The 19,269-nt window shown below is 71.7% G+C and carries 19 protein-coding genes and 7 tRNA genes; 16 read left to right on the forward strand and 10 right to left on the reverse strand.

Going from position 1 to position 19,269, the window contains the following annotated elements:
* The first annotated feature begins 396 nt into the window (after positions 1-396).
* From OG611_RS19830 to OG611_RS19840, 3 genes are all read left to right on the forward strand, one after another.
* Complete coding sequence (locus tag OG611_RS19830) at positions 397-603, forward strand: hypothetical protein (RefSeq protein ID WP_266421846.1); 207 nt, start codon at positions 397-399, stop codon at positions 601-603.
* A gap of 279 nt (positions 604-882) precedes the next feature.
* Positions 883-1,854, forward strand: a complete 972-nt coding sequence (locus OG611_RS19835) for an aminoglycoside phosphotransferase family protein (RefSeq protein ID WP_266426051.1) — start codon at positions 883-885, stop codon at positions 1,852-1,854.
* A gap of 68 nt (positions 1,855-1,922) precedes the next feature.
* A complete protein-coding gene (locus OG611_RS19840) occupies positions 1,923-2,207 on the forward strand; it encodes a zf-TFIIB domain-containing protein (RefSeq protein ID WP_266421848.1) in 285 nt (94 codons plus the stop codon).
* 121 nt (positions 2,208-2,328) lie between these two features.
* Here OG611_RS19840 and OG611_RS19845 read toward each other — a convergent pair.
* The 5 genes from OG611_RS19845 to OG611_RS19865 all read right to left on the reverse strand — a co-directional run bounded on the left by OG611_RS19845 (position 2,329) and on the right by OG611_RS19865 (position 2,775).
* A tRNA-Val gene (locus OG611_RS19845) sits at positions 2,329-2,403 on the reverse strand.
* Positions 2,404-2,426: 23 nt separating this feature from the next.
* A tRNA-Val gene (locus tag OG611_RS19850) sits at positions 2,427-2,498 on the reverse strand.
* Between the two features lie 20 nt (positions 2,499-2,518).
* Positions 2,519-2,590, reverse strand: a tRNA-Val gene (locus OG611_RS19855).
* 1 nt (position 2,591) lies between these two features.
* Positions 2,592-2,665, reverse strand: a tRNA-Cys gene (locus OG611_RS19860).
* A gap of 37 nt (positions 2,666-2,702) precedes the next feature.
* Positions 2,703-2,775 (reverse strand) — tRNA-Gly (locus OG611_RS19865).
* A 163-nt stretch (positions 2,776-2,938) separates the two neighbouring features.
* On the opposite strand from OG611_RS19865, the gene OG611_RS19870 reads away from it, so the two are divergent.
* From OG611_RS19870 to OG611_RS19880, 3 genes are read left to right on the forward strand one after another with little or no spacing between them, the layout of a single operon-like run.
* A complete protein-coding gene (locus tag OG611_RS19870) occupies positions 2,939-3,973 on the forward strand; it encodes a chorismate-binding protein (RefSeq protein ID WP_266426053.1) in 1,035 nt (344 codons plus the stop codon).
* Positions 3,973-4,794 (forward strand): aminotransferase class IV, encoded by an 822-nt coding sequence (locus OG611_RS19875; protein ID WP_266421850.1) that lies wholly within the window; start codon positions 3,973-3,975, stop codon positions 4,792-4,794. The genes OG611_RS19870 and OG611_RS19875 overlap by 1 nt, the downstream gene beginning before the upstream one ends.
* Before the next feature lie 42 nt (positions 4,795-4,836).
* Entirely contained in the window at positions 4,837-5,673 is an 837-nt protein-coding gene (locus OG611_RS19880) for a GNAT family N-acetyltransferase (protein WP_266421852.1), read from the forward strand.
* A 12-nt stretch (positions 5,674-5,685) separates the two neighbouring features.
* Here the strand turns inward: OG611_RS19880 and OG611_RS19885 are convergent, their stop codons facing one another.
* Positions 5,686-6,201, reverse strand: coding sequence for a DsbA family protein (locus tag OG611_RS19885; protein WP_266421854.1), 516 nt, complete (start codon positions 6,199-6,201; stop codon positions 5,686-5,688).
* 202 nt (positions 6,202-6,403) lie between these two features.
* On the opposite strand from OG611_RS19885, the gene OG611_RS19890 reads away from it, so the two are divergent.
* From OG611_RS19890 to OG611_RS19900, 3 genes are all read left to right on the forward strand, one after another.
* Positions 6,404-6,865, forward strand: coding sequence for a hypothetical protein (locus tag OG611_RS19890; RefSeq protein ID WP_266421856.1), 462 nt, complete (start codon positions 6,404-6,406; stop codon positions 6,863-6,865).
* A 219-nt stretch (positions 6,866-7,084) separates the two neighbouring features.
* On the forward strand, positions 7,085-8,104 hold the full coding sequence (locus tag OG611_RS19895; RefSeq protein WP_266421858.1) for a LacI family DNA-binding transcriptional regulator: 1,020 nt from the start codon (positions 7,085-7,087) through the stop codon (positions 8,102-8,104).
* Between the two features lie 268 nt (positions 8,105-8,372).
* Entirely contained in the window at positions 8,373-8,528 is a 156-nt protein-coding gene (locus OG611_RS19900) for a hypothetical protein (protein ID WP_266421860.1), read from the forward strand.
* A gap of 4 nt (positions 8,529-8,532) precedes the next feature.
* Here OG611_RS19900 and OG611_RS19905 read toward each other — a convergent pair whose 3' ends face one another.
* On the reverse strand, positions 8,533-9,120 hold the full coding sequence (locus OG611_RS19905) for a CGNR zinc finger domain-containing protein (RefSeq protein WP_266421862.1): 588 nt from the start codon (positions 9,118-9,120) through the stop codon (positions 8,533-8,535).
* Between the two features lie 310 nt (positions 9,121-9,430).
* The gene (locus OG611_RS19910; RefSeq protein WP_003959770.1) at positions 9,431-9,844 is read right to left on the reverse strand and encodes an SsgA family sporulation/cell division regulator; all 414 of its coding nucleotides are present in this window, start codon (positions 9,842-9,844) and stop codon (positions 9,431-9,433) included.
* Positions 9,845-10,034: 190 nt separating this feature from the next.
* Here OG611_RS19910 and OG611_RS19915 point away from each other — a divergent pair, with 190 nt between their 5' ends.
* Positions 10,035-10,523 carry a TIGR02611 family protein gene (locus OG611_RS19915; protein WP_266421864.1) on the forward strand — a complete coding sequence of 163 codons (489 nt, stop codon included), beginning with the start codon at positions 10,035-10,037 and terminating at the stop codon, positions 10,521-10,523.
* Between the two features lie 55 nt (positions 10,524-10,578).
* Positions 10,579-10,650, forward strand: a tRNA-Val gene (locus tag OG611_RS19920).
* Between the two features lie 443 nt (positions 10,651-11,093).
* Here the strand turns inward: OG611_RS19920 and OG611_RS19925 are convergent.
* A complete protein-coding gene (locus tag OG611_RS19925) occupies positions 11,094-13,652 on the reverse strand; it encodes an SCO7613 C-terminal domain-containing membrane protein (RefSeq protein ID WP_266421866.1) in 2,559 nt (852 codons plus the stop codon).
* Between the two features lie 83 nt (positions 13,653-13,735).
* On the opposite strand from OG611_RS19925, the gene OG611_RS19930 reads away from it, so the two are divergent.
* Positions 13,736-14,182 carry an SRPBCC family protein gene (locus tag OG611_RS19930; protein ID WP_266421868.1) on the forward strand — a complete coding sequence of 149 codons (447 nt, stop codon included), beginning with the start codon at positions 13,736-13,738 and terminating at the stop codon, positions 14,180-14,182.
* 39 nt (positions 14,183-14,221) lie between these two features.
* Positions 14,222-14,293: transfer RNA gene (locus tag OG611_RS19935), tRNA-Val, on the forward strand.
* Positions 14,294-14,400: 107 nt separating this feature from the next.
* Here OG611_RS19935 and OG611_RS19940 read toward each other — a convergent pair.
* Entirely contained in the window at positions 14,401-15,126 is a 726-nt protein-coding gene (locus tag OG611_RS19940; RefSeq protein WP_266421870.1) for a 3'-5' exonuclease, read from the reverse strand.
* A 192-nt stretch (positions 15,127-15,318) separates the two neighbouring features.
* Between OG611_RS19940 and OG611_RS19945 the strand changes: the two genes are divergently transcribed.
* From OG611_RS19945 to thrS, 3 genes are all read left to right on the forward strand, one after another.
* A complete protein-coding gene (locus OG611_RS19945; protein WP_266421872.1) occupies positions 15,319-15,885 on the forward strand; it encodes a DUF4365 domain-containing protein in 567 nt (188 codons plus the stop codon).
* Positions 15,885-17,159 carry a hypothetical protein gene (locus OG611_RS19950; protein WP_266421874.1) on the forward strand — a complete coding sequence of 425 codons (1,275 nt, stop codon included), beginning with the start codon at positions 15,885-15,887 and terminating at the stop codon, positions 17,157-17,159. The genes OG611_RS19945 and OG611_RS19950 overlap by 1 nt, the downstream gene beginning before the upstream one ends.
* Positions 17,160-17,273: 114 nt before the next feature.
* A complete protein-coding gene (gene thrS, locus OG611_RS19955) occupies positions 17,274-19,250 on the forward strand; it encodes a threonine--tRNA ligase (RefSeq protein WP_266421876.1) in 1,977 nt (658 codons plus the stop codon).
* The last annotated feature ends 19 nt before the right edge of the window (positions 19,251-19,269 follow it).

A 19,269-nucleotide genomic window follows, 5' to 3' on the forward strand; every position in this document is an offset into this window, starting at 1 on the left:
CGGCCGGCCGGTCGGTGCGCGACCCGGCCCGGACGGACGCGCGCGGCCCCCGTCGGCGCCCCGGGGCCGACAGCCGGGAACCCGGGGAATGAAGGGTGAGTGAAGTCACGGTGACCGTGGCCGCGCGCACCGGCGGGCCACGCCGTCCAACGACTCCGACGCCGCGAGAAGTTCGCCGCGCCCCCTCCGGGATGTCCCCGGGATCAGGCGCCCGTTCTCCACCCAGGGGAGTACGCCGAAGGACCGGAGCTCATCCTCCGGGAGGCCCGGCAATCGGTACGCGGGCATGACGCCCTCCGCCCCGCGCGTCCCTAATGTTGAGGTCAAGCGGCGGGTGCAGCACTCGTCCCCCGAGGTCACACGCCCGCCGCCCCACATCGAGTCAGGAGAGGAACCATGGCGGACACGGCAACGCGGACCATGATCCGCACGGAACGCAGGGGTCATGCCTCGTTCGGCAGCCGCCCGTCGTCCGGTACGCGCCACCCACTCGTGGCGACGGCAATGGTTCTTCCTCTGGCGGCCCTGCTCGTGGTCGTCTTCGGCGGCTGGGACGCAGTGGTCACACAGGCGTCGTCCGTGGGCGTGATGCTGGGGCGCTGAGCGGCGCCCCGGGTCCGGAAGAGCGGTCCGGACCGGGACATCCGGCCAACAACCCCGTGGGGACGGGGGTGCGGCGGACGGCAGCGTTTGTCCGGTCAGCTGGGGAGCTGACCGGACATCGCGCTGTCCGGGGCCGTTCACAACGCAGCGGTGATCGCACCGGACGGCATCGGCGCCGCCGTGACGCTCTGCCCGTCCGCGACCCCGCACGGCGCGTACGCTCATCGGCGGGCCCGCGCGCATCGGGCCACCCGCATCTGTCCGCCACCGGGGGAGACCGTGACCACCGCAGTCGTACGCGCGCTGGGCGCCCTCGCCCACCGGGCCGCCCACGCGCACCCCGAGGACCCCTGCGCCTGCCCGCCCCCGGCGGTGCTCGCGGACCGTGCGGACGGCACGGTGGTCCGCAGCGGGGGCGTCGTCGCCAAGGCCCACGCCCCCGGCACGGACACCCCCGGCCTGCTCACCCGCCTGACCCTCGCCAACGATCCGCACCTCACCGGCATCCTGCTCGCCCCGCTGGCACCCCACCCCGCCGCACCGTCCGCCCCCCTCCACGACCGCCCCGTCACGCTGTGGCCGCACGGCCGACCCGTCGACCCCGGCGACCCGGACGGAGCCCCCTGGGAAGAGGCCGCCGCTCTGCTGGCCGGACTGCACCGGACCCCGGCCCCGCCCTCCCTCGCGCTCCCGCCCATGCGGGGCCCCGCGAAGGCCGCGCTCGCCGTCGCCCGGATGCGCGCCGCCCGGCCGGCCGACCCGGCCACCGCCCCCGTACTCGAAGCCTGGCACCGCCTGCCGGCCTGGGCCCGCGACGAAGCGGCCGCGCCCCCGCACCGTTCGCGCTTCCTCTGCCACGGAGATCTGCACCTCGGCCAGCTCGTCCGCCACCCGGCCCCGCACGGACCCTGGCTGCTCATCGACGTCGACGACGCCGGTCTCGGGGACCCCGCCTGGGACCTCGCCCGCCCCGCCGCCTGGTACGCGGCCGGGATCCTGCCCCCCGAGATCTGGCTCCGCTTCCTGGACGCCTACCGGGCGGCGGGCGGTCCCGCCGTACGGGCCGAGGGCGATCCCTGGCCGGAGCTGGATGTGCCGGCCCGCGCCCTGACCGTCCAGGCCGCCGCGCTGGCCTTCGCCAAGTCCGCGGCGGAAGACCGGAATCCGGATGAAGTGGAGCAGACGATGATCGACGCCTGTGCCCGAATCGCATCCCTCCCGCCCGAGTTGGGCGCCGAACACTCGTCGTAGGCTGAACCGACCGTCGACGGGCATGCATTCCGGCGACGGCGACCCGACGGCGAGGAGTGAGCCGAACCATGCAGTGTCCCAAGTGCCACGCGCAGATGCACACGTACAACCGCAACGGCATACAGATCGAGCAGTGCAGCGGCTGCCGGGGAATCTTCCTCGACTACGGCGAGCTGGAGTCCCTCACCCGCATCGAGGCGCAGTGGACGCAGCAGGCCCCGCCCGCACCGCCGGCCCCGCAGGCCTATCCGGCCGCCCCGGCGCCCGCCTGGGGTGCCCCGCAGCACCACGGCGGCCACCACGGCGGTCACTACCGGCACAAGAGCTTCGGCCGCATGCTCTTCTCGTCCTGAACGGACCGGCGCCCGACCGCGGGCCCGGACGCCTTCCGTCCGGGCCCGCAGTGCGTCCGTACCGGCACTCGTACGCCGGGAACGACAAAGCCCCGGTCGTCGGGACGACCGGGGCTCTTGCTGGTGCGCGATACTGGGATTGAACCAGTGACCTCTTCCGTGTCAGGGAAGCGCTCTCCCGCTGAGCTAATCGCGCAGGGTGAACCTGCGTGTACTGCGTGCGCGATACTGGGATTGAACCAGTGACCTCTTCCGTGTCAGGGAAGCGCTCTCCCGCTGAGCTAATCGCGCGGGGGATCCTTGCGGATCAGTGGACGATACTGGGATTGAACCAGTGACCTCTTCCGTGTCAGGGAAGCGCTCTCCCGCTGAGCTAATCGTCCTTGGAGGTGGAGACGGGATTTGAACCCGTGTAGACGGCTTTGCAGGCCGTTGCCTCGCCTCTCGGCCACTCCACCAGGAGTGGGGGCTCGGGAAGATCCCCCACTTTCTGCGAGCGGACGACCAGGTTCGAACTGGCGACCTCAACCTTGGCAAGGTTGCGCTCTACCAACTGAGCTACGTCCGCTTGTCTTTCCCGGTCCGCTTGCGCGTCCCGGCGACGTGTTGAACTCTAGCGGATTCCCGGGCCAGTACAAAAACGCGTTTGTGCAGCGTGCTGAGGTGCACCCGGCCCGGCGCAGGTCATCGTGCGCCGCCCTAGACTCGACGGCGTGCACGACCTCGCTCCAATGGCCCGCTTCGGCGGCCTCGTCGCCTCCGATCTGCAGGACGTGACCAGTGATCCCACAGCCCTCGGATCGTCCGGCTTCTGGGCCGTATCCGCCGATTTCGAGGGCCGACTCGTCTGCGCGCGCTTCGGCTCCGTACGTACGCGGGCGGTACCCGCACCCGTGCGGGGCGCCTGGCGCGGGCCCGCGGCCGGCGACTGGAACTCGTCGCTGGACCGCGCCGCGTACATCGCGGGCGTACGGCGGATCCGCGAGTACATCGCGGCGGGCGAGGTCTACCAGGCCAACCTCTGCCGGGTGATGACCGCGCCGCTGCCCGACCCGGGTGCCGCGGACGTGGACGCGCTGACCGCGCTGCTCGCCCGTGGCAACCCCGCCCCGTACGCAGGAACGATTCGGCTTCCCGGGCACGGTGTGGAGATCGCCACCGCGTCCCCCGAACTCTTCCTGAGCCGGGACGGCCGGACCATCGAGTCGGGGCCGATCAAGGGCACCGGCCGCACCGAGGCCGATCTCCTGGAGAAGGACCACGCGGAGAACGTGATGATCGTCGACCTGGTCCGCAACGACCTGGGCCGGGTCTGCGCCACGGGATCGGTCACCGTCCCCGACCTCTGCGTGGTCGAGAAGCACCCCGGCCTGGTCCACCTCGTCTCCACCGTGCGCGGCGAGCTCGCCGAGGGCGCCGGCTGGCCCGAGCTCCTCGACGCCGCGTTTCCGCCCGGCTCCGTCACCGGGGCACCCAAGTCCAGCGCCCTGCGGATCATCGAGGAGCTGGAGACCGCGCCGCGCGGGCCCTACTGCGGAGGCATCGGCTGGGTCGACGCCGACCGCCGCACCGCATCGCTCGCCGTCGGCATACGCACCTTCTGGATCGACCGGACCGGCACCGCCCCGGTCCTCCGCTTCGGTACCGGAGCCGGCATCACCTGGGGCTCGGACCCGGAACGCGAGTGGGACGAGACCGAACTCAAGGCGTCCAGGCTGCTCGCTGTAGCGTCGGGCGCTCACGAAGCAACCGGAAGGACCGCGTGATGAGGATTTGGGTCAACGGCGAACTGCGCGACGCCGAAGACGCCAGGGTGTCCGTGCTCGACCACGGACTCACCGTGGGGGACGGCATCTTCGAGACGGTCAAGACCGTCGGCGGCAGGCCCTTCGCCCTCACCCGCCACCTCGACCGGCTGACCCGCTCGGCCCGCGGCCTCGGACTCCCCGCCCCCGATGTCGACGAGGTCCGCCGTGCCTGCGCCGACGTCATCGAGGCCAACCCGATGGCACTCGGCAGGCTGCGCATCACCTACACCGGAGGACTCTCCCCGCTCGGCTCCGACCGCGGCGACGCCGGCCCCGGCCTGGTCGTCGCCCTCGGCGAGGCGGCCCGCCGTCCCGACACCACCGCCGTGATCACCGTCCCCTGGACGCGCAACGAACGCGGCGCGCTCACCGGGCTCAAGACCACTTCGTACGCCGAGAACGTCGTCGCCCTCGCCCGTGCCCACGAGCACGGTGCTTCGGAGGCGCTCTTCGCCAACACGGCCGGGCAGCTCTGTGAAGGAACCGGGTCCAATGTCTTCGTCGTCCTCGACGGTCAGCTGCACACCCCGCCGGTCGCCTCCGGCTGCCTGGCCGGGATCACCCGCGCGCTGGCCGTGGAGTGGACGGGCGCACAGGAGACCGAGCTGCCCTTCGACGTCCTGGAGCGGGCCGAGGAGATCTTCCTGACCTCGACCCTGCGCGATGTGCAGGCCGTCCACCGGGTGGACGGCCGGGAACTGCCCGGCGGGCCCGGACCGGCGACCGCCAAGGCCATGCGGATCTTCGACGAGCGGGCCGGCGACGACCTCGACCCGTAAATCGGGGTGACGGGCCGGGCCCCAGCGGATAGAACATCTCCGATGACCACCACCCTCCGGCCGACCGGGCCGATCCAGCAAGGCACCGACGGTGCGAAGAACCGCGCGTACGACGTGTGCGACAACGGGCGGCCCGTCGGCTCCCTCGAGATCGGCACCGACGCCGCGTTCGGTACGGCCACCGGCGAGCTGCGCTCCCTGACCATCGACGAACCGAGCCGGCGCCGGGGCCGCGGCACCATCGCCGTGCTCGCCGCCGAGGAGGTGCTGCGCGGATGGGGCTGCGGCCAGGTGCACCTGTCGGTGCCGGAGGGCAACGAGGGGGCCGGGCGCCTGGCGGCCGCACTCGGGTACACCGAGCGCAGCCGCAACATGCTCAAGGGCCTCGGCCCGACGGCCCCCGTGCTCCCGGACGGTGTCGTGGCCAGGGAGATGACGGCCGAGGAGTTCGCGGCCTGGCAGCGCACCAGTGTCGACACGTACGCACAGTCCTGGATCGACCAGGGTGTTCCGGTCGAGCAGGCCAGGCACAAGTCCCGCTCCGACCACGCCCGCAACCTGCCGGCCGGAATGGACACCGAGGGCATGCACTTCCATGTCCTCGTCGCCGGGGGAGTGGTCGCCGGCCATGTGTGGGTGTCGGTGCGCGAGAGTGACGACGGCGAGGCGACCGGCTTCGTCTACGACGTGGAGGTGGACGAGGAGTACCGGGGCCGCGGCCACGGGCGTGCCCTGATGCAGCAGGCGGAGCACATCACCCTGGCCGCGGGCGCCCGACGCCTCGGACTGCATGTGTTCGCCGCCAACACGCCCGCCCTGCGGCTGTACGGGTCGCTCGGATACCGGACGACTCAGTACAACCTGGCCAAGAACCTCTGAGGGCCGGGCCGCTCAGCCCCGCTCGGCGAGCAGCCGGTCGGCGATCTCCTCGATCCGTTCGCGCAGCCCGTCCTGGCTCTTGCCGCCGTCCAGCCGCTCGTCGCCGATCACATACGTCGGGGTGCCGGTGACTCCGATCGCCTTGCCCTCGGCCTGGTCGGCGTCGACGATCAGCATGTGGCGTCCGTCGATCAGCGCGGTGTCCATCTCCTCGGCGTCCAGGCCGAGTTCCCGCGCCACCTCGACGAGCAGCGGCTCGCCGGTGTGGGCGAGATCGGCGGTACGGGCGAGCACCGCCTCGATGTACGGCCAGTCCTTGCCCTGGGCCGCCGCCTCCTCGGCGGCCTGCGCGGCGGCGTAGGCGTGCTTGTGCTTCTCCAGCGGGAAGTGCCGCAGCCGTACGTCCAGCCGGTCGCCGTACTTGGCCCGCAGGGCGTGCACATCGGAGAGGGCCTGGTGACAGTCGGGGCACTGGAGCTCGCACCAGATGTCGAGGACGACGGGGGCCGCAGGGGTGGAATCGCTCATGCGGCCAGTCTCCCAGGGCCCGCGCGAGCCTCCCAATCGGCACCCGGTCCACCCAGGCTCCGTACGACCCACGCACCGCCGATCGGCACCTGGGGAGGATCCCGGCCCTGAAATGTCCCTGATGCGGTCCGGGATCGTGGCCGCCGGGGCGGTCGCCGGTGCAGGATGGAAGGGACGTTTCCCCTTGCGCCTGGAGGCACCGATGCTTGCCGAGACCATCTGCTCCGCGGTGTCAGCGGCGGGCCTGGGCATCGCCGCCGTCACCGCTTGGCGAAAGCGCTTCCTCGCCGCGACCCGGATCGCCGCCTACTCCCTGGTCCCGATCGCACTGGTGCTGACCGGGGTCGTGGACTGGGTCGCCGGAATCGCCTTCAAGCCGAGTGTCTGGCTCGGTTTCGGGCTGCTCGCCGTGGCCTGGCTGCTGTTCACGACCACGCGCGCGATCGAGCGCCGGGGCGGCGGCACCCGCAAGGAGCGCAGGGCCGCCGCACGGGCGGCGCAGGGCGAGGCGGTCGCCCCCGCGGCCTCGGCGCCCTCTCTGGGGTCGGGGCTCCCGGAGTCCCGGGCGCAGGCGCGTCCCAAGGCGAAGTCCAGGCAGCAGTCCGACGCGCCGGGCGAGGACTTCAGCGACATCGAGGCCATCCTGAAGAAGCACGGCATCTGACCCCTGCCCCCGGTCCGGGAGCGGGGGGTGTCCATAGTGGGTGAATCGATTCATTGATGATTCTTGACGGTGCCCGGACGCGGGGCTAGCTTGTCCCGATCGGATTGAAACAATTCATTCCACGGGTGGGCGGCCCGGGTGGGCGGCCCATAATGCCGTCCGTACGATGGGGGCACGCCGCGGACCGGTGCGGCCGAAGTCATCAGTGGGGCAGGGCAAGTGGCGCGTGTGGCAGGGATCAAGGATGTGGCCCGGCAGGCCGGAGTATCCGTGGGCACCGTGTCCAACGTGATCAACCGGCCGGAGGCGGTGCTGCCGGAGACCCGTGCCCGGGTGCTCGCCGCCATCGAGGAACTCGGCTACGTGCGCAGCGAGTCGGCGCGCCAGCTCAGGGCGGGCCGCAGCCGGATCATGGCCCTGCTCGTCCTCGACATGGGCAACCCGTTCTTCGTGGACGTGGCCCGTGGCGCCGAGCGCGCCGCCCGTGCGGCCGGTCTCGGTGTCATGGTCTGCAACAGCGACCAGAGCCCGGCGGAGGAGGCCGAGTATCTCGGACTCTTCGCCGAGCAGCGGGTCTGCGGCGTGCTGGTCACCCCGGCCGACGCGACCGGCCGGAACCTGGAGGCGTTCAGCCGTCACCGGATCCCCTTCGTGCTGGTGGACCGGGTGGCGCCCGGCACGGGGACCTGCGCGGTCTCCGTCGACGACGTCCGCGGCGGCGCGCTCGCCGTCGGTCATCTGGTCGCGGCCGGTCATCGCTCGGTGGCGTACGTCAGCGGGCCGGGCGACCTCCATCAGATCAGGGACCGGCGCGAAGGCGCCCTGTCGGCCCTCGCCGACGCCGGGCTGCCGCCCGAGGCGCTCGTCGAGATCCCTTCCGACCGGCTGGACGTGGCGGCGGGCCGCGACGCCGGGGCCCGGCTGCTCGGCCTCGTGCCCCGGCCGACCGCGGTGTTCTGCGCCAACGACCTGCTTGCCCTGGGTGTGCTCCAGGCCCTGTACGCGGCGGGCGTCGGGGTGCCGCACGACATCGCCATCGTCGGCTACGACGACATCGAGTTCGCCGCCGCCGCTGCCGTCCCGCTCACCTCGGTCCGCCAGCCCGCGGTCGTGATGGGCAGGATGGCCGCGGAGCTCCTGCTGGAGGAGTCGGACGACGAGGACGGCACCCACGAGCACCGCAGTGTGGTGCTCCAGCCGGAGCTCGTGGTGCGGGCCTCCAGCTCGACGCCACGCTGAGACCGCGGCGGGGTCGACTGCCTGCTCGCCGGATCCCGAATTCACCGCGTACGGGACGGTGTTGGCCGATCGGGTCGTTCGAGGGTCGGCGTATCGGCCTTCGGATCCGCGGAGTTGCGGCCCGGGAGCGCTCCGGGCGCCGTACCGAATGTGTGGCGGCCGATCGGACGCCGGAGCGAATTGTGACCGGTCGGGGTGGGTGAACTCCCGGTGCGAAAAGGCGTATTGATCGCCAACGGGGTCCCGAGTGAGTCATGATCGTCCCGAGATGGTGGACACCTCCCGGGGCGATGCCCCCGCACCCCCTGCCGAAGAGCCGCGCGGCTGCCTCTTCGCGCTTTCCCAGCCCCCTTTGATGATCTTCCTCACGGTGGTCGGCGGCCTGCTGCTGATGGCCGCGTTGCATGATCTCTTCATGCTGTGAGCGGTCAGCCGGCCGCTTCCTTGCGGCGTGCCCGGTACGCGGCCACATGCAGACGGTTGCCGCAGGTGCGGCTGGAGCAGTAGCGGCGGGAGCGGTTTCGGGACAGGTCGACGAAGGCGTGCCGGCAGTCCGGCGCCTCGCACCGCCGCAGCCGTTCCTGCTCGCCCGCCACCACGATGAAGGCCAGCGCCATGCCGCAGTCGGCCGCGAGGTGGTCGGCGATCGACGCGTCGGGTGCGAAGTAGTGCACATGCCAGTCGTAGCCGTCGTGGTTGCTGAGCTGGGGCGTCGTGCCGGCGGCCGCGACGAGCGCGTTGACGAGCGAGGCGGCGGTCTGCGCGTCGTCCGTCGCGAAGATCTCGGCGAAGCGCGTCCGTACGTCCCGTACGGCCCGGAGGTCCTTCTCGTGGAGCTCGCCCACGCCGCTGATGCGATGGCGCCGCGCGAAGTCGTACAGCGCTTCGATGTGGGCGAGGCCGTCGCTCCGCTCGCCTTCCGGCTGCCCGCTCGACGGTGGTTCGCTCTCCGGTGCGGTGTTCACCAGGTCGACCACCGTGTCGAGGGCGATCCGGGTGTCGTGGGGGATCAGCACGCTTTCGCTCCCTGCCTCCCGGCGGGCCGGTGTCCGCCGATGCGGGCTGACTCTACTGGCTCGGCCGCGGCGCACAGCGGCCCGAGAGGGCCCGCAGGGGGTGAGGGGAGCGGATACCGGCCAACGGGCGGGTACCCCTGGCCGGTGGACGGCTGCCCGGGGCGTGAAGGGGCGCTACGGGCCCGGCGCGCGCACCGGCGCCGTCACCACGGTGGATTCCGTGATGACGGCGCCGGTGTCAGCCGTATGAAGTTTTCCGCGCGGCGCCGTCGCCCCGAGTCGGACGGCGCCGTGCAGCTCTCGGCCTGGCTCAGCTCTCGGCCAGGATGTGTGAGAGCTCCGTATCGAGGTCGAAGTGACGATGCTCGGTGCCTGGCGGCACCGCGGCGTCGGTCCGCTTCAGGAACGACTCCAGGGCCCTCGCCGGGGCTTCGAGCAGTGCTTCGCCCTCTGGGGAGCTCAGCGCGATGCAGACGACGCCCTGGCCGTGACTACGGGATGGCCAGACGCGGACGTCTCCGGTGCCGGTGGGCCGGTGCAGCCCTTCGGCAAGGAGGTCGCGGGCGAATACCCATTCGACCGTCTCCTCCGCTCCGGTATGGAAGGTGGCGTGCACGGCATACGGATCGGCCGTGTCATACCGCAGGCCCGCGGGTACAGGCAGTGAGGACTCGCTCGACACAACGAGGCGCAGGTGCAGCTCGCAGCTGACCGTGGTGTTCATAAGCGCCAGGGCCTTTCGCTCAGTGTGCGCTCGGGGATTCGCACGTCGGCGAAATCGACATGCCACCTACGGTGGCGTTGTAAACCCCTCTGACCTTTTTGTGTTCCTTCAGGTAGCTCGTACGGCGGTGTGTAACTTTCGGTTATGCGGCCATTCCGGTGATGAAGGCCGTTCCGGTAGGTTGGCTCCTATGAATGCGGAGCGTGATGTGCGGGACGGAGACGCCGCACCGGCGACACCGGTGTCCGCCGCGGGGGACAGGGCGGAAAGCGTGACGGGTGAGGTCACGGAGGGTGTGACCAAGGAGCGGGGGCTCGGCTCCCGGGCGCCCGGGTTCATCAAGGCATCCAGGGCGCTGCACATGAGCTGGCAGGTCGGCGTCTTCGTGGTCGGCTTCGCCGTGGTCGTGGCGGGCATCATCATGCTGCCGCTGCCCGGCCCCGGCTGGTTGGTGATCTTCGGGGGCATGGCGATCTGGGCGACCGAATTCGTCTGGGCGCAGCTGGTGCTCCGCTGGACCAGGCGGAAGGTCACCGAGGCCGCCCAGCGGGCGCTCGACCCCAAGGTCCGGCGGCGCAACATCATCCTCACGTCGATCGGTCTGGTGATCATCGTGGTGCTGGTGGGGATCTACGTCTGGAAGTTCGGCATCACCATGCCGTGGAAGATCCACGAGTGACCCGGGGGTGGTCATGGGGCGCCGCTGACATGGGGTAATGTTTGGCCTGCGCCCGGGGCGATTAGCTCAGTGGGAGAGCGCTTCGTTCACACCGAAGAGGTCACTGGTTCGAACCCAGTATCGCCCACCCCGGACAGAGGGCCCGTGAGACCGCAGAGTCTCACGGGCCCTCTGCGTTTCCCGCGTCCGGCCGGCCCGCCGGGTCCCGGCCGGTGTCTTCGAAGAAGATTCACAAGCGCTTTCGGGAACGATTCAATCCGGGTGGCGGTGGACGGGCGGGATCCGGTAATCGAGCAGTGGCATCCGGATATCGCGGCCGGACGTACTTCCGGGACCGCGAGAATTCCTGGAAAGGCTTCGGTCTTCGGTATCCGAGGGCAATGCCCCCGACGATTCCGGAACTCCCGCCGAAAATTCCGAGGGTGCGACGACGGGTGCGAACTGCTTGATTTCACGGGTGAGTTCGCCGTGGCCGCTCCCTCGTCCGGTACGCCTTCGGGGCGGACCTGGGGTCCGCCGGCCGGCCCGTGGCCCGAGCAGGGCGCTCCGGGCCGGCCGTGCGACGCACCGTCAGCGCATCCGGCCCACGGTCTCCTTCAGTCGCCGCGCATCGCGCAGCCGCTGTTCGTACGTCGCCCCGACCACCAGGAGCAGCACCCCGGCCAGGGCGGGCGGCAGCCAGCGCGGGAGCGCGCCGACGACCTGGACCACGTACGGCGCCAGTTCGTGCACGGCGTCCATGGCCAGCACCGCGCCACCGAGCAGCAGCAGCGCCTGCAGGCGCAGCCGGGCGCCCGCCAGCGTGATCGCCAGTGCCGCCACACCGAGCAGCAGCGGGCGCAGCCAGTGCGGATCGACCCAGGCCGCGAAGAGGCTCGGGACCAGCGTGGCCGCGAGACCCGCCCCGTACGCCGTCCACGACGACGCCTCCGGGTCGCGACGACGGCGCAGCACACCGACCGCCAGGGCGGGCACCGTCACCGGCAGCGTGTACGCCTCCGGGTCTGGCACCCCCGAGGCCGAGAGCCGCACCCAGGTCGCCAGGACGAACAGCGCCACCGCCAGATACCCGGCCACCGGCCGCCGTTCGGCCCGTACGGCCGTGCCCGCCGCCAGCACCCCGCTCAGCGCCAGCACCAGTGCCAGGAACGGCCGGTCCGGCACCGCCATGACCAAGGCCACCGCAGCCGATGCGGCCCCGGTCAGCTCGACCGGAAGAGCAGCCGGGCGGCCCCGCAACCGGGCCCCGAGCAGCACCGTCACCCCGGGGACGACCAGCATGAGCGGCGCCGCCCGGTACCCGGCAAGCCCCAGCGACGCCCCGGTCGCACGGGCGAGCACCATCCCGCACACCACGGCCCCGCACGCCGGCACCGCCTGCGCGGTCCGCAGCGCCCGAACCGCGCGCACCGCGCGGGCGTCCGGCAGCGCCCACGCGGCCTGGATCGCGCCGCCTTCGAACAGCACCGCGGCCGCCCCGAGCACCACCAGCAGCACCGCGAACACCGCGTACGTCGCACCCTCCGCCGCGAGCGAGAGGAACCCCGTGCTCACCGCACCGATCAGCCCACACACCAGCGCGGTCGTCCCCACGGCACTCGGCCCGCGGCGCAGAGCCCGTACCGCCACCGCGAACGCCCCGGCGACCAGCACCGACTGCACCGACACGGCCGCCGCGTACGACAGCCCCAGTACCGCGGGCAACGCGGTGAGCCCCGCCCAGCAGAGGGCCGACGCGACGGCCCCCGCCGCACTCCGCCAGGCCGCACCCGGCGAAAGCACCGGCCCGGCCGCCCGTACCAGCCGGGCCCACGACCGGTGCGCAAGACCCAGCAGACCGGCCACCGTCAGCAACACCACCGGGGCCGCGGCCAGGTGGGACCAGGCCAGACCCTCCGTACCCAGGGCTCCCCGGACACCGCCGCCGGGGGCGCCGGACCACACCCGGGCCAGCTGCGACACCGTACCCATCAGCGACATGCCGACCGGCGGCGCCGCGGACACCACCGCGGCCGCGGTCACCGCCGACGAGGCCCACACCAGCCCCTGCCCGACCGGGCGCGGCAGCGGCGCGCGCAGCGCGGCCAACAGCACCACACCGCACAGCAGATACACCGGCACCGACCAGCCCCAGTCCATTCCGGCACGCAGCACACCGCCCACCGCGGCCACCCCGCACAACCCGGCCAGCACGCCGCCGGCCACCGCGAGACCCCTGGGCGCACGCCACGCCCCGAACAGCGCGACCGCCGCACCCGCGAGCAGCAGCGCGGCCGGCGCCACCGCGCCCGACGCCGCACCGGCGGACACCGACTGCGCCAGGGCCACCAGCAGTCCCAGCAGGCCCGTCGTCCAGCAGCCGACACAGGCCGTCACCCGGACCGCGACGCCCGGACCCCACACCGCGATCGCGCAGCCCAGCGCCGCCGTCAGCAGCAGCGCCCAGCCGAACACCGAGGCGCCCGCGTCCGCCGACCAGGCCCACAGCAGCAGCGGCAGCTGAGCGCTCACCACCGCCAGGGGGAGCGGCAGTCGCAGCCGGCCGAGCAGCAGCCCGTACGCGCCCCACAGCACCGCCAGCACCGCCGAGGCGACCGCGGCGAATCCGGGACCGTCGGCGTCCGGCGCCGCCACCCGGTGCAGCGCGTAGGCATCGAGGATCAACAGCACGGACGCCAGGGCGCCGAGCGACTCGGCCGTCGCGGACAGCCCACGACGCAGCAGCACGGCGGGTGCGGCGAGCGCCGCGATCGTCACCACGGCGAGCACTGCCGAGCGGCCGGAGATCCCCATGTGGCCCCAGCTGACCAGGGTGAACGCGATCGCCGCGATCGTCAGCAGCAGACCGCCCAGGGTGAGCAGCACATTCTGCGCACTGCGCGCCCCGGCCTGCGCGGCAGGCGGCCCGAAAGGAGCCGCGAACGGAGCCGTCGGCCGGGCCGGCGAGGGCGGCCCGAACGGGGTGGTGAACTGCGGCGCCGGCGGCGCGGCAGGAGGCCCGGCGGGTGGCGTCAGCACACTCAGCAGCCAGGTACGGCGAACCAGCAACTGGGACCGGCGGGCGTCCAGCCGGGCCAGTTCGCTATCGAGGAGCGCCAATTCCTCGGCGGGTGGCGGCACATGTTCCATGAACGCGAGTGTGGTGCGAGCCACAGACTCGGACATGCGCTCGGATACTCAGTTCCCCGGCTGAGTACGCGCAGACTGGGGTCATGGACTGGAGCCACTACCGATTTGTGAGTATCTGGGACCTTCCCGCCCCGCCCGACGCCGTGTACGAGGTCCTCGAACGCGCCGATGACTACCCGCGGTGGTGGCCGCAGGTCCGCGAGGTCACCTCGGTCGACGGGACCACCGGCACCACCCGCATCCGCTCCCTCCTCCCGTACGACCTCGTGATGACCGTCCGCGAACGCCGCCGCGATCCCCGGGCCAGGGTCATCGAGGCGACGCTCAGCGGCGATCTCGACGGTTGGGTCCGCTGGACGGTCTCCCCGTACGGCGGTGGCTGCCGGGCCGTCTACGAGCAGGAGGTCGAGGTGCGCAGACGGCTGATGCGGCTCCTGGCGGTGCCCGGACGCCCGGTGTTCCGGGCCAATCACGCCCTGATGATGCGTGCCGGACGGCGGGGTCTCGCGGCCAGGCTGGAAGGAGTTTGAACAGGACCCGCCGAGCCCTGTATGGTTCAACCCGTTCCCGGGCGATTAGCTCAGTGGGAGAGCGCTTCGTTCACACCGAAGAGGTCACTGGTTCGAACCCAGTATCGCCCACCCGGAAGCAGCCGGTCCGTCAGCAGAATCGACGGGCCGGCTTCTGCATGTCCAGGCCGTGTGGCACGCGGCGGCGGGCGCCGGGTCCATCGGCTCCGGGCACTCGGTCACGCCGCGGCGGGAAGATCCGGGCGCAGCGGCCATGCCGGATCCACCATCTCCGCCGTGCCGTTCTTCGCGAACCACGCCTGGAGTCCACGCGCCTGCGCCGCGTGCCACACGGCCTGCAGGGTGTGCAGCTCCGGTGGGGTCAGCCGTTCCAGTCGGGACGAGAAGCGCCGCCCCACCGCCCGTACCAACTCCAGCGAGGCCGTCGCGTCGGCCGCCGCGTCATGGGCGCCGTCGAGCACCACGCCGTACAGCTCGCAGAGATCGGTGAGGGTTCGCCTCCCCTTGCGATAGCGGTCCAGATGCTTGTCGAGCACGCGCGGATCCAGCACGCACAGCGGGGAGTTCTGCAGATACGCCCCGAGCGACGACGCGCGATGACGCTTCAGCTCGCGGTCCAGCAGCGTCAGGTCGAACGGCGCGTTCATCACGACCAGCGGACGCCCGGCCGCGCACTGCTCGGCCAGCGCACGGGCTATCTCCTCCACCACCGGCGCCGGCCAGCGCCCGTTGCGCTGGAGATGATCGTCGGTCAGACCGTGGATCTCGGTCGCCCCCACGGGCACCGGCACCCCCGGATTCACCAGCCAGCGGGTGATGCGCGTCCGCCCGCCCGCTGTGTCCTGGACGACCAGGGCGGCCGAGACGATCCGGTCCCCCTCGACGTCGACTCCTGTTGTCTCGGTGTCAAAAGCGGCCAGCGGCCCTTCGTACCAGTGCGTCATCCCCGAACTCCTCGTGCCCGAACGGCAGATGGTGTGATTCCCCTGCCCGGTTCGGTGATACCCGCGCCCTTTGCCTGATACGCCGTTTGCGGGCCGCCGTGTGCGGTGACAACACAGGTGAGGGGAGCGGAAGTTGTCCGTCACCCCCGCACCGGAGAACCCATCGGCACAGCCCGGAAGGCACACGCAGCCATGGCGCTCGCGCAGCCCGAACCGAGCGGGCTGCTGTCTCAGCGGATCGAACCGCTGCGCGGCACACTCGCAACAACCGCCTGCATGGAGACCCTCCAGGTGGGCTATCTGCACGCGGTCGCGGCCGCAGCGGGGTGCTCCCTGTCGCAGCCCTTCCCCGACAACGGCATCGACTGGCACGTCAGCCACGGCGCCCCCGGCCATGCCGTGGACGACGAAGTAACCATAAAGGTGCAGCTCAAATGCACCTATCAGATCCCGCCGCACCCACCGGGACCGACGTTCGCCTTCACACTCGACAACGCCCACCTCGTGAAGCTCGCCCGGACCCCCGTGTCGGTGCACAAGATCCTCGTCGTGATGATCGTGCCGCGCAGCCAGGACGACTGGCTCCGCGCCGGACACGACCGGCTCGACCTGCGGCACTGCTGCTACTGGACCAACCTGGCCGGCCACGCGGTGACGGGCCGGCACCGGACCACCGTGCGGATCCCGACCTCGCGCATCTTCGACGACCGGGCACTCTGCGAGATCATGACCCGCGTAGGGGCGGGAGGGAGGCCCTGATGCACCGGCCGATGGACGAGTACACCGACGGAGCGATCCCGCCGGCCACCCGCCCGCACCCCGCCGAATCCGCGGGACCGTGGCCCGGCGCTCCCCGGCCGCCCGGGGACATCCCCGACCCCGCCCGCGTCGACCCCGCCGTCCTCGGCACCCTGCTCGGCCGGCACGGCTGGCAGCGCCAAGGCGGGGCTGCCGGGCGCTACAGCCGCTGGACCCCACCGGGACCACCGGGCCCGCCCGGGGGCGGGACGAGCCTCCTGGTCCCCGACACCACCGCCTTCCCCGACAGCGAGGACCTCCTCGGCGAGGCACTGACCGCGCTCGCCCGCAGCGCCGCACCCTCCGCCCGCGAGGTCCTGATCTCCCTCGCCGTACCCAGCGACGAGATCCGCTGGTGGCGCGAGGTCCCCGAACCGGTCGCGGGAGCGGCGGGCGCGGCCGGCTGGACGGGGGCGGAGCACCTGCACACCGCCGCCCGGCAGATACTGCTCGCCGGAGCCCTCGCCGTACGCGGAAACACCGGCTACCACGGCGCCCGCCACCGGCGCAGGGCCCGTGCGGCGCTCGAAGGCATCCTCGTCGGACCCGCTCCCGGCGGCCGTGAGCTCGCCGCGTTCGTGCCGGTCGAACCGGGCCGCGCCGTCGCCGTACGGCTCTACCAGGCCCTGCACGCCACCCGCGAGGCCGTGGACTACCAGCGGGCCACCGGCGGCTTCGAGGCCTTCGACACGGCCGTCGAGGCCGGCGTCAGCCGGGAACTGACCGAGGCCGTCGTCGCACTCGTCCGGGGCTCGGAAGGGGCGGGTATCGCCCTGGAGTGGGCGCCCGCCGCCGGAGCCCCCGCGGGCTGCCCGGCCCGTCCCGAGCCGGTGGAATTCTCACCGGGCGACCTGCCCGCACTGCGCCGGGCGGGCGCCCGCTACCTCCGGGACGAGCCGGCCGTGACGGTACGGATCACCGGCGCCGTCGTCCGCATGCGCCGCCCGGCACCGCGCGGCGCCGGGATCGTGCGGCTGCGGGTGCTGGCGGGCGCCGAGGTGTCGCACGTACGGCTGGAGCTGGACGAGGAGGCGTACCGGATCGCCGGCCACGCCCACCTGGTGGGGCTGCCGATCCGGGTGGAGGGCAGGCTGGAGAGCCGTGGCGGCTTCCGGCGGCTGACCCGGACCTCGCACGTCGTGCCCGTACAGGTCGACGAGGCGGAGCGGGACCGGCTGATGAAGTCCCTCCAGGAGAACGTCGACCAGTTCGAGGAGGCGTGCACGGGCGAGTAGCGGGGCGGAGGCCGCCGGGACCGGCCCTTTCGCTAAGGGGGGCGTCGGCTCGGTACGATTCCCATTGTGCCCACCACAGGAATGTGGGTGCGCCCCCTGAGTCAGGAGAGACCGGTGTCAGACGTCCGTGTGATCATCCAACGCGATTCCGAGCGGGAAGAGCGCGTGGTGACGACGGGCACTACGGCAGCCGAGCTCTTCCCCGGTGAGCGCACCGTCGTCGCCGCCCGGGTCGCCGGTGAGCTGAAGGACCTCGCGTACGCCGTCGCCGACGGCGAGGTCGTCGAGCCCGTCGAGATCTCCTCCGAGGACGGCCTGAACATCCTGCGGCACTCCACCGCGCACGTGATGGCGCAGGCCGTGCAGCAGCTCTTCCCCGAGGCCAAGCTGGGCATCGGTCCGCCGGTCAAGGACGGCTTCTACTACGACTTCGACGTCGAGAAGCCGTTCACTCCCGAGGACCTCAAGGCCATCGAGAAGAAGATGCAGGAGATCCAGAAGCGGGGGCAGAAGTTCTCCCGCCGCGTCGTGACGGACGAGGCCGCCCGCGAGGAGCTGGCCGACGAGCCGTACAAGCTGGAGCTCATCGGCATCAAGGGCTCCGCGTCCACGGACGACGGCGCGGACGTCGAGGTGGGCGGCGGCGAGCTGACCATCTACGACAACCTCGACCCGAAGACCGGCGACCTGTGCTGGAAGGACCTCTGCCGGGGCCCGCACCTGCCGACCACCCGGTTCATCCCGGCGTTCAAGCTGATGCGCAACGCCGCGGCGTACTGGCGGGGCAGCGAGAAGAACCCGATGCTCCAGCGCATCTACGGCACCGCCTGGCCCAGCAAGGACGAGCTGAAGGCGCACCTGGAGTTCCTGGAGGAGGCCGCCAAGCGCGACCACCGCAAGCTCGGCAACGAGCTGGACCTCTTCTCCTTCCCGGACGAGATCGGCCCCGGTCTCGCGGTCTTCCACCCCAAGGGCGGCATCATCCGCCGCGCCATGGAGGACTACTCGCGCCGGCGCCACGAGGAGGAGGGCTACGAGTTCGTCTACTCCCCGCACGCCACCAAGGGCAAGCTCTTCGAGAAGTCCGGCCACCTGGACTGGTACGCCGACGGCATGTACCCGCCCATGCAGCTCGACGACGGGGTGGACTACTACCTCAAGCCGATGAACTGCCCGATGCACAACCTGATCTTCGACGCGCGCGGACGTTCCTACCGTGAACTGCCGCTGCGCCTCTTCGAGTTCGGCACGGTGTACCGGTACGAGAAGTCCGGTGTGGTGCACGGCCTGACCCGCTCGCGCGGCTTCACGCAGGACGACGCGCACATCTACTGCACCAAGGAGCAGATGGCGGAGGAGCTCGACCGTACGCTCACCTTCGTCCTGAACCTGCTCCGCGACTACGGTCTGACCGACTTCTACCTGGAGCTCTCCACCAAGGATCCGGAGAAGTTCGTCGGCTCCGACGAGATCTGGGAAGAGGCCACCGAGACGCTGCGCCAGGTCGCCGAGAAGCAGGGCCTGCCGCTGGTCCCGGACCCGGGCGGCGCCGCGTTCTACGGCCCGAAGATCTCGGTGCAGTGCAAGGACGCCATCGGCCGCACCTGGCAGATGTCGACCGTGCAGCTCGACTTCAACCTCCCGGAGCGCTTCGACCTGGAGTACACCGGCCCGGACGGCACCAAGCAGCGCCCGGTCATGATCCACCGTGCCCTGTTCGGCTCCATCGAGCGCTTCTTCGCGGTGCTCCTGGAGCACTACGCGGGTGCGTTCCCGGTGTGGCTGGCGCCGGTCCAGGCGGTCGGCATCCCGATCGGCGACGCGCACATCCCGTACCTCCAGGAGTTCGCGGCCAAGGCCCGGAAGAAGGGGTTGCGGGTCGAGGTGGACGCCTCCTCGGACCGGATGCAGAAGAAGATCAGGAACCAGCAGAAGGCCAAGGTGCCCTTCATGATCATCGCGGGCGACGAGGACATGGCCAACGGCGCCGTCTCCTTCCGCTACCGCGACGGGTCGCAGGAGAACGGCATCCCTGTCGAGGACGCCATCGCCAAGATCCAGAAGGTCGTCGAGGACCGCGTCCAGGTCTGACGGGCACGTGAGAAGAGGC

Origin of the sequence: Streptomyces sp. NBC_01363 (assembly GCF_026340595.1) — a bacterium.
In the GTDB taxonomy this organism is placed as follows: Bacteria; Actinomycetota; Actinomycetes; order Streptomycetales; family Streptomycetaceae; genus Streptomyces.

Bases quoted from the DNA above. Each gene is read 5' to 3' on its own strand.
- OG611_RS19890 (WP_266421856.1), top strand. From the start codon at position 6,404: ATGCTTGCCGAGACCATCTGCTCCGCGGTGTCAGCGGCGGGCCTGGGC.
- OG611_RS19880 (WP_266421852.1), top strand. From the start codon at position 4,837: ATGACCACCACCCTCCGGCCGACCGGGCCGATCCAGCAAGGCACCGAC.
- OG611_RS19915 (WP_266421864.1), top strand. From the start codon at position 10,035: ATGAATGCGGAGCGTGATGTGCGGGACGGAGACGCCGCACCGGCGACA.
- OG611_RS19945 (WP_266421872.1), top strand. From the start codon at position 15,319: ATGGCGCTCGCGCAGCCCGAACCGAGCGGGCTGCTGTCTCAGCGGATC.
- OG611_RS19875 (WP_266421850.1), top strand. From the start codon at position 3,973: ATGAGGATTTGGGTCAACGGCGAACTGCGCGACGCCGAAGACGCCAGG.
- OG611_RS19840 (WP_266421848.1), top strand. From the start codon at position 1,923: ATGCAGTGTCCCAAGTGCCACGCGCAGATGCACACGTACAACCGCAAC.
- OG611_RS19830 (WP_266421846.1), top strand. From the start codon at position 397: ATGGCGGACACGGCAACGCGGACCATGATCCGCACGGAACGCAGGGGT.
- OG611_RS19900 (WP_266421860.1), top strand. From the start codon at position 8,373: ATGGTGGACACCTCCCGGGGCGATGCCCCCGCACCCCCTGCCGAAGAG.
- OG611_RS19910 (WP_003959770.1), bottom strand. From the start codon at position 9,844: ATGAACACCACGGTCAGCTGCGAGCTGCACCTGCGCCTCGTTGTGTCG.
- OG611_RS19885 (WP_266421854.1), bottom strand. From the start codon at position 6,201: ATGAGCGATTCCACCCCTGCGGCCCCCGTCGTCCTCGACATCTGGTGC.
- OG611_RS19925 (WP_266421866.1), bottom strand. From the start codon at position 13,652: ATGGAACATGTGCCGCCACCCGCCGAGGAATTGGCGCTCCTCGATAGC.
- OG611_RS19950 (WP_266421874.1), top strand. From the start codon at position 15,885: ATGCACCGGCCGATGGACGAGTACACCGACGGAGCGATCCCGCCGGCC.
- OG611_RS19870 (WP_266426053.1), top strand. From the start codon at position 2,939: ATGGCCCGCTTCGGCGGCCTCGTCGCCTCCGATCTGCAGGACGTGACC.
- OG611_RS19940 (WP_266421870.1), bottom strand. From the start codon at position 15,126: ATGACGCACTGGTACGAAGGGCCGCTGGCCGCTTTTGACACCGAGACA.
- OG611_RS19930 (WP_266421868.1), top strand. From the start codon at position 13,736: ATGGACTGGAGCCACTACCGATTTGTGAGTATCTGGGACCTTCCCGCC.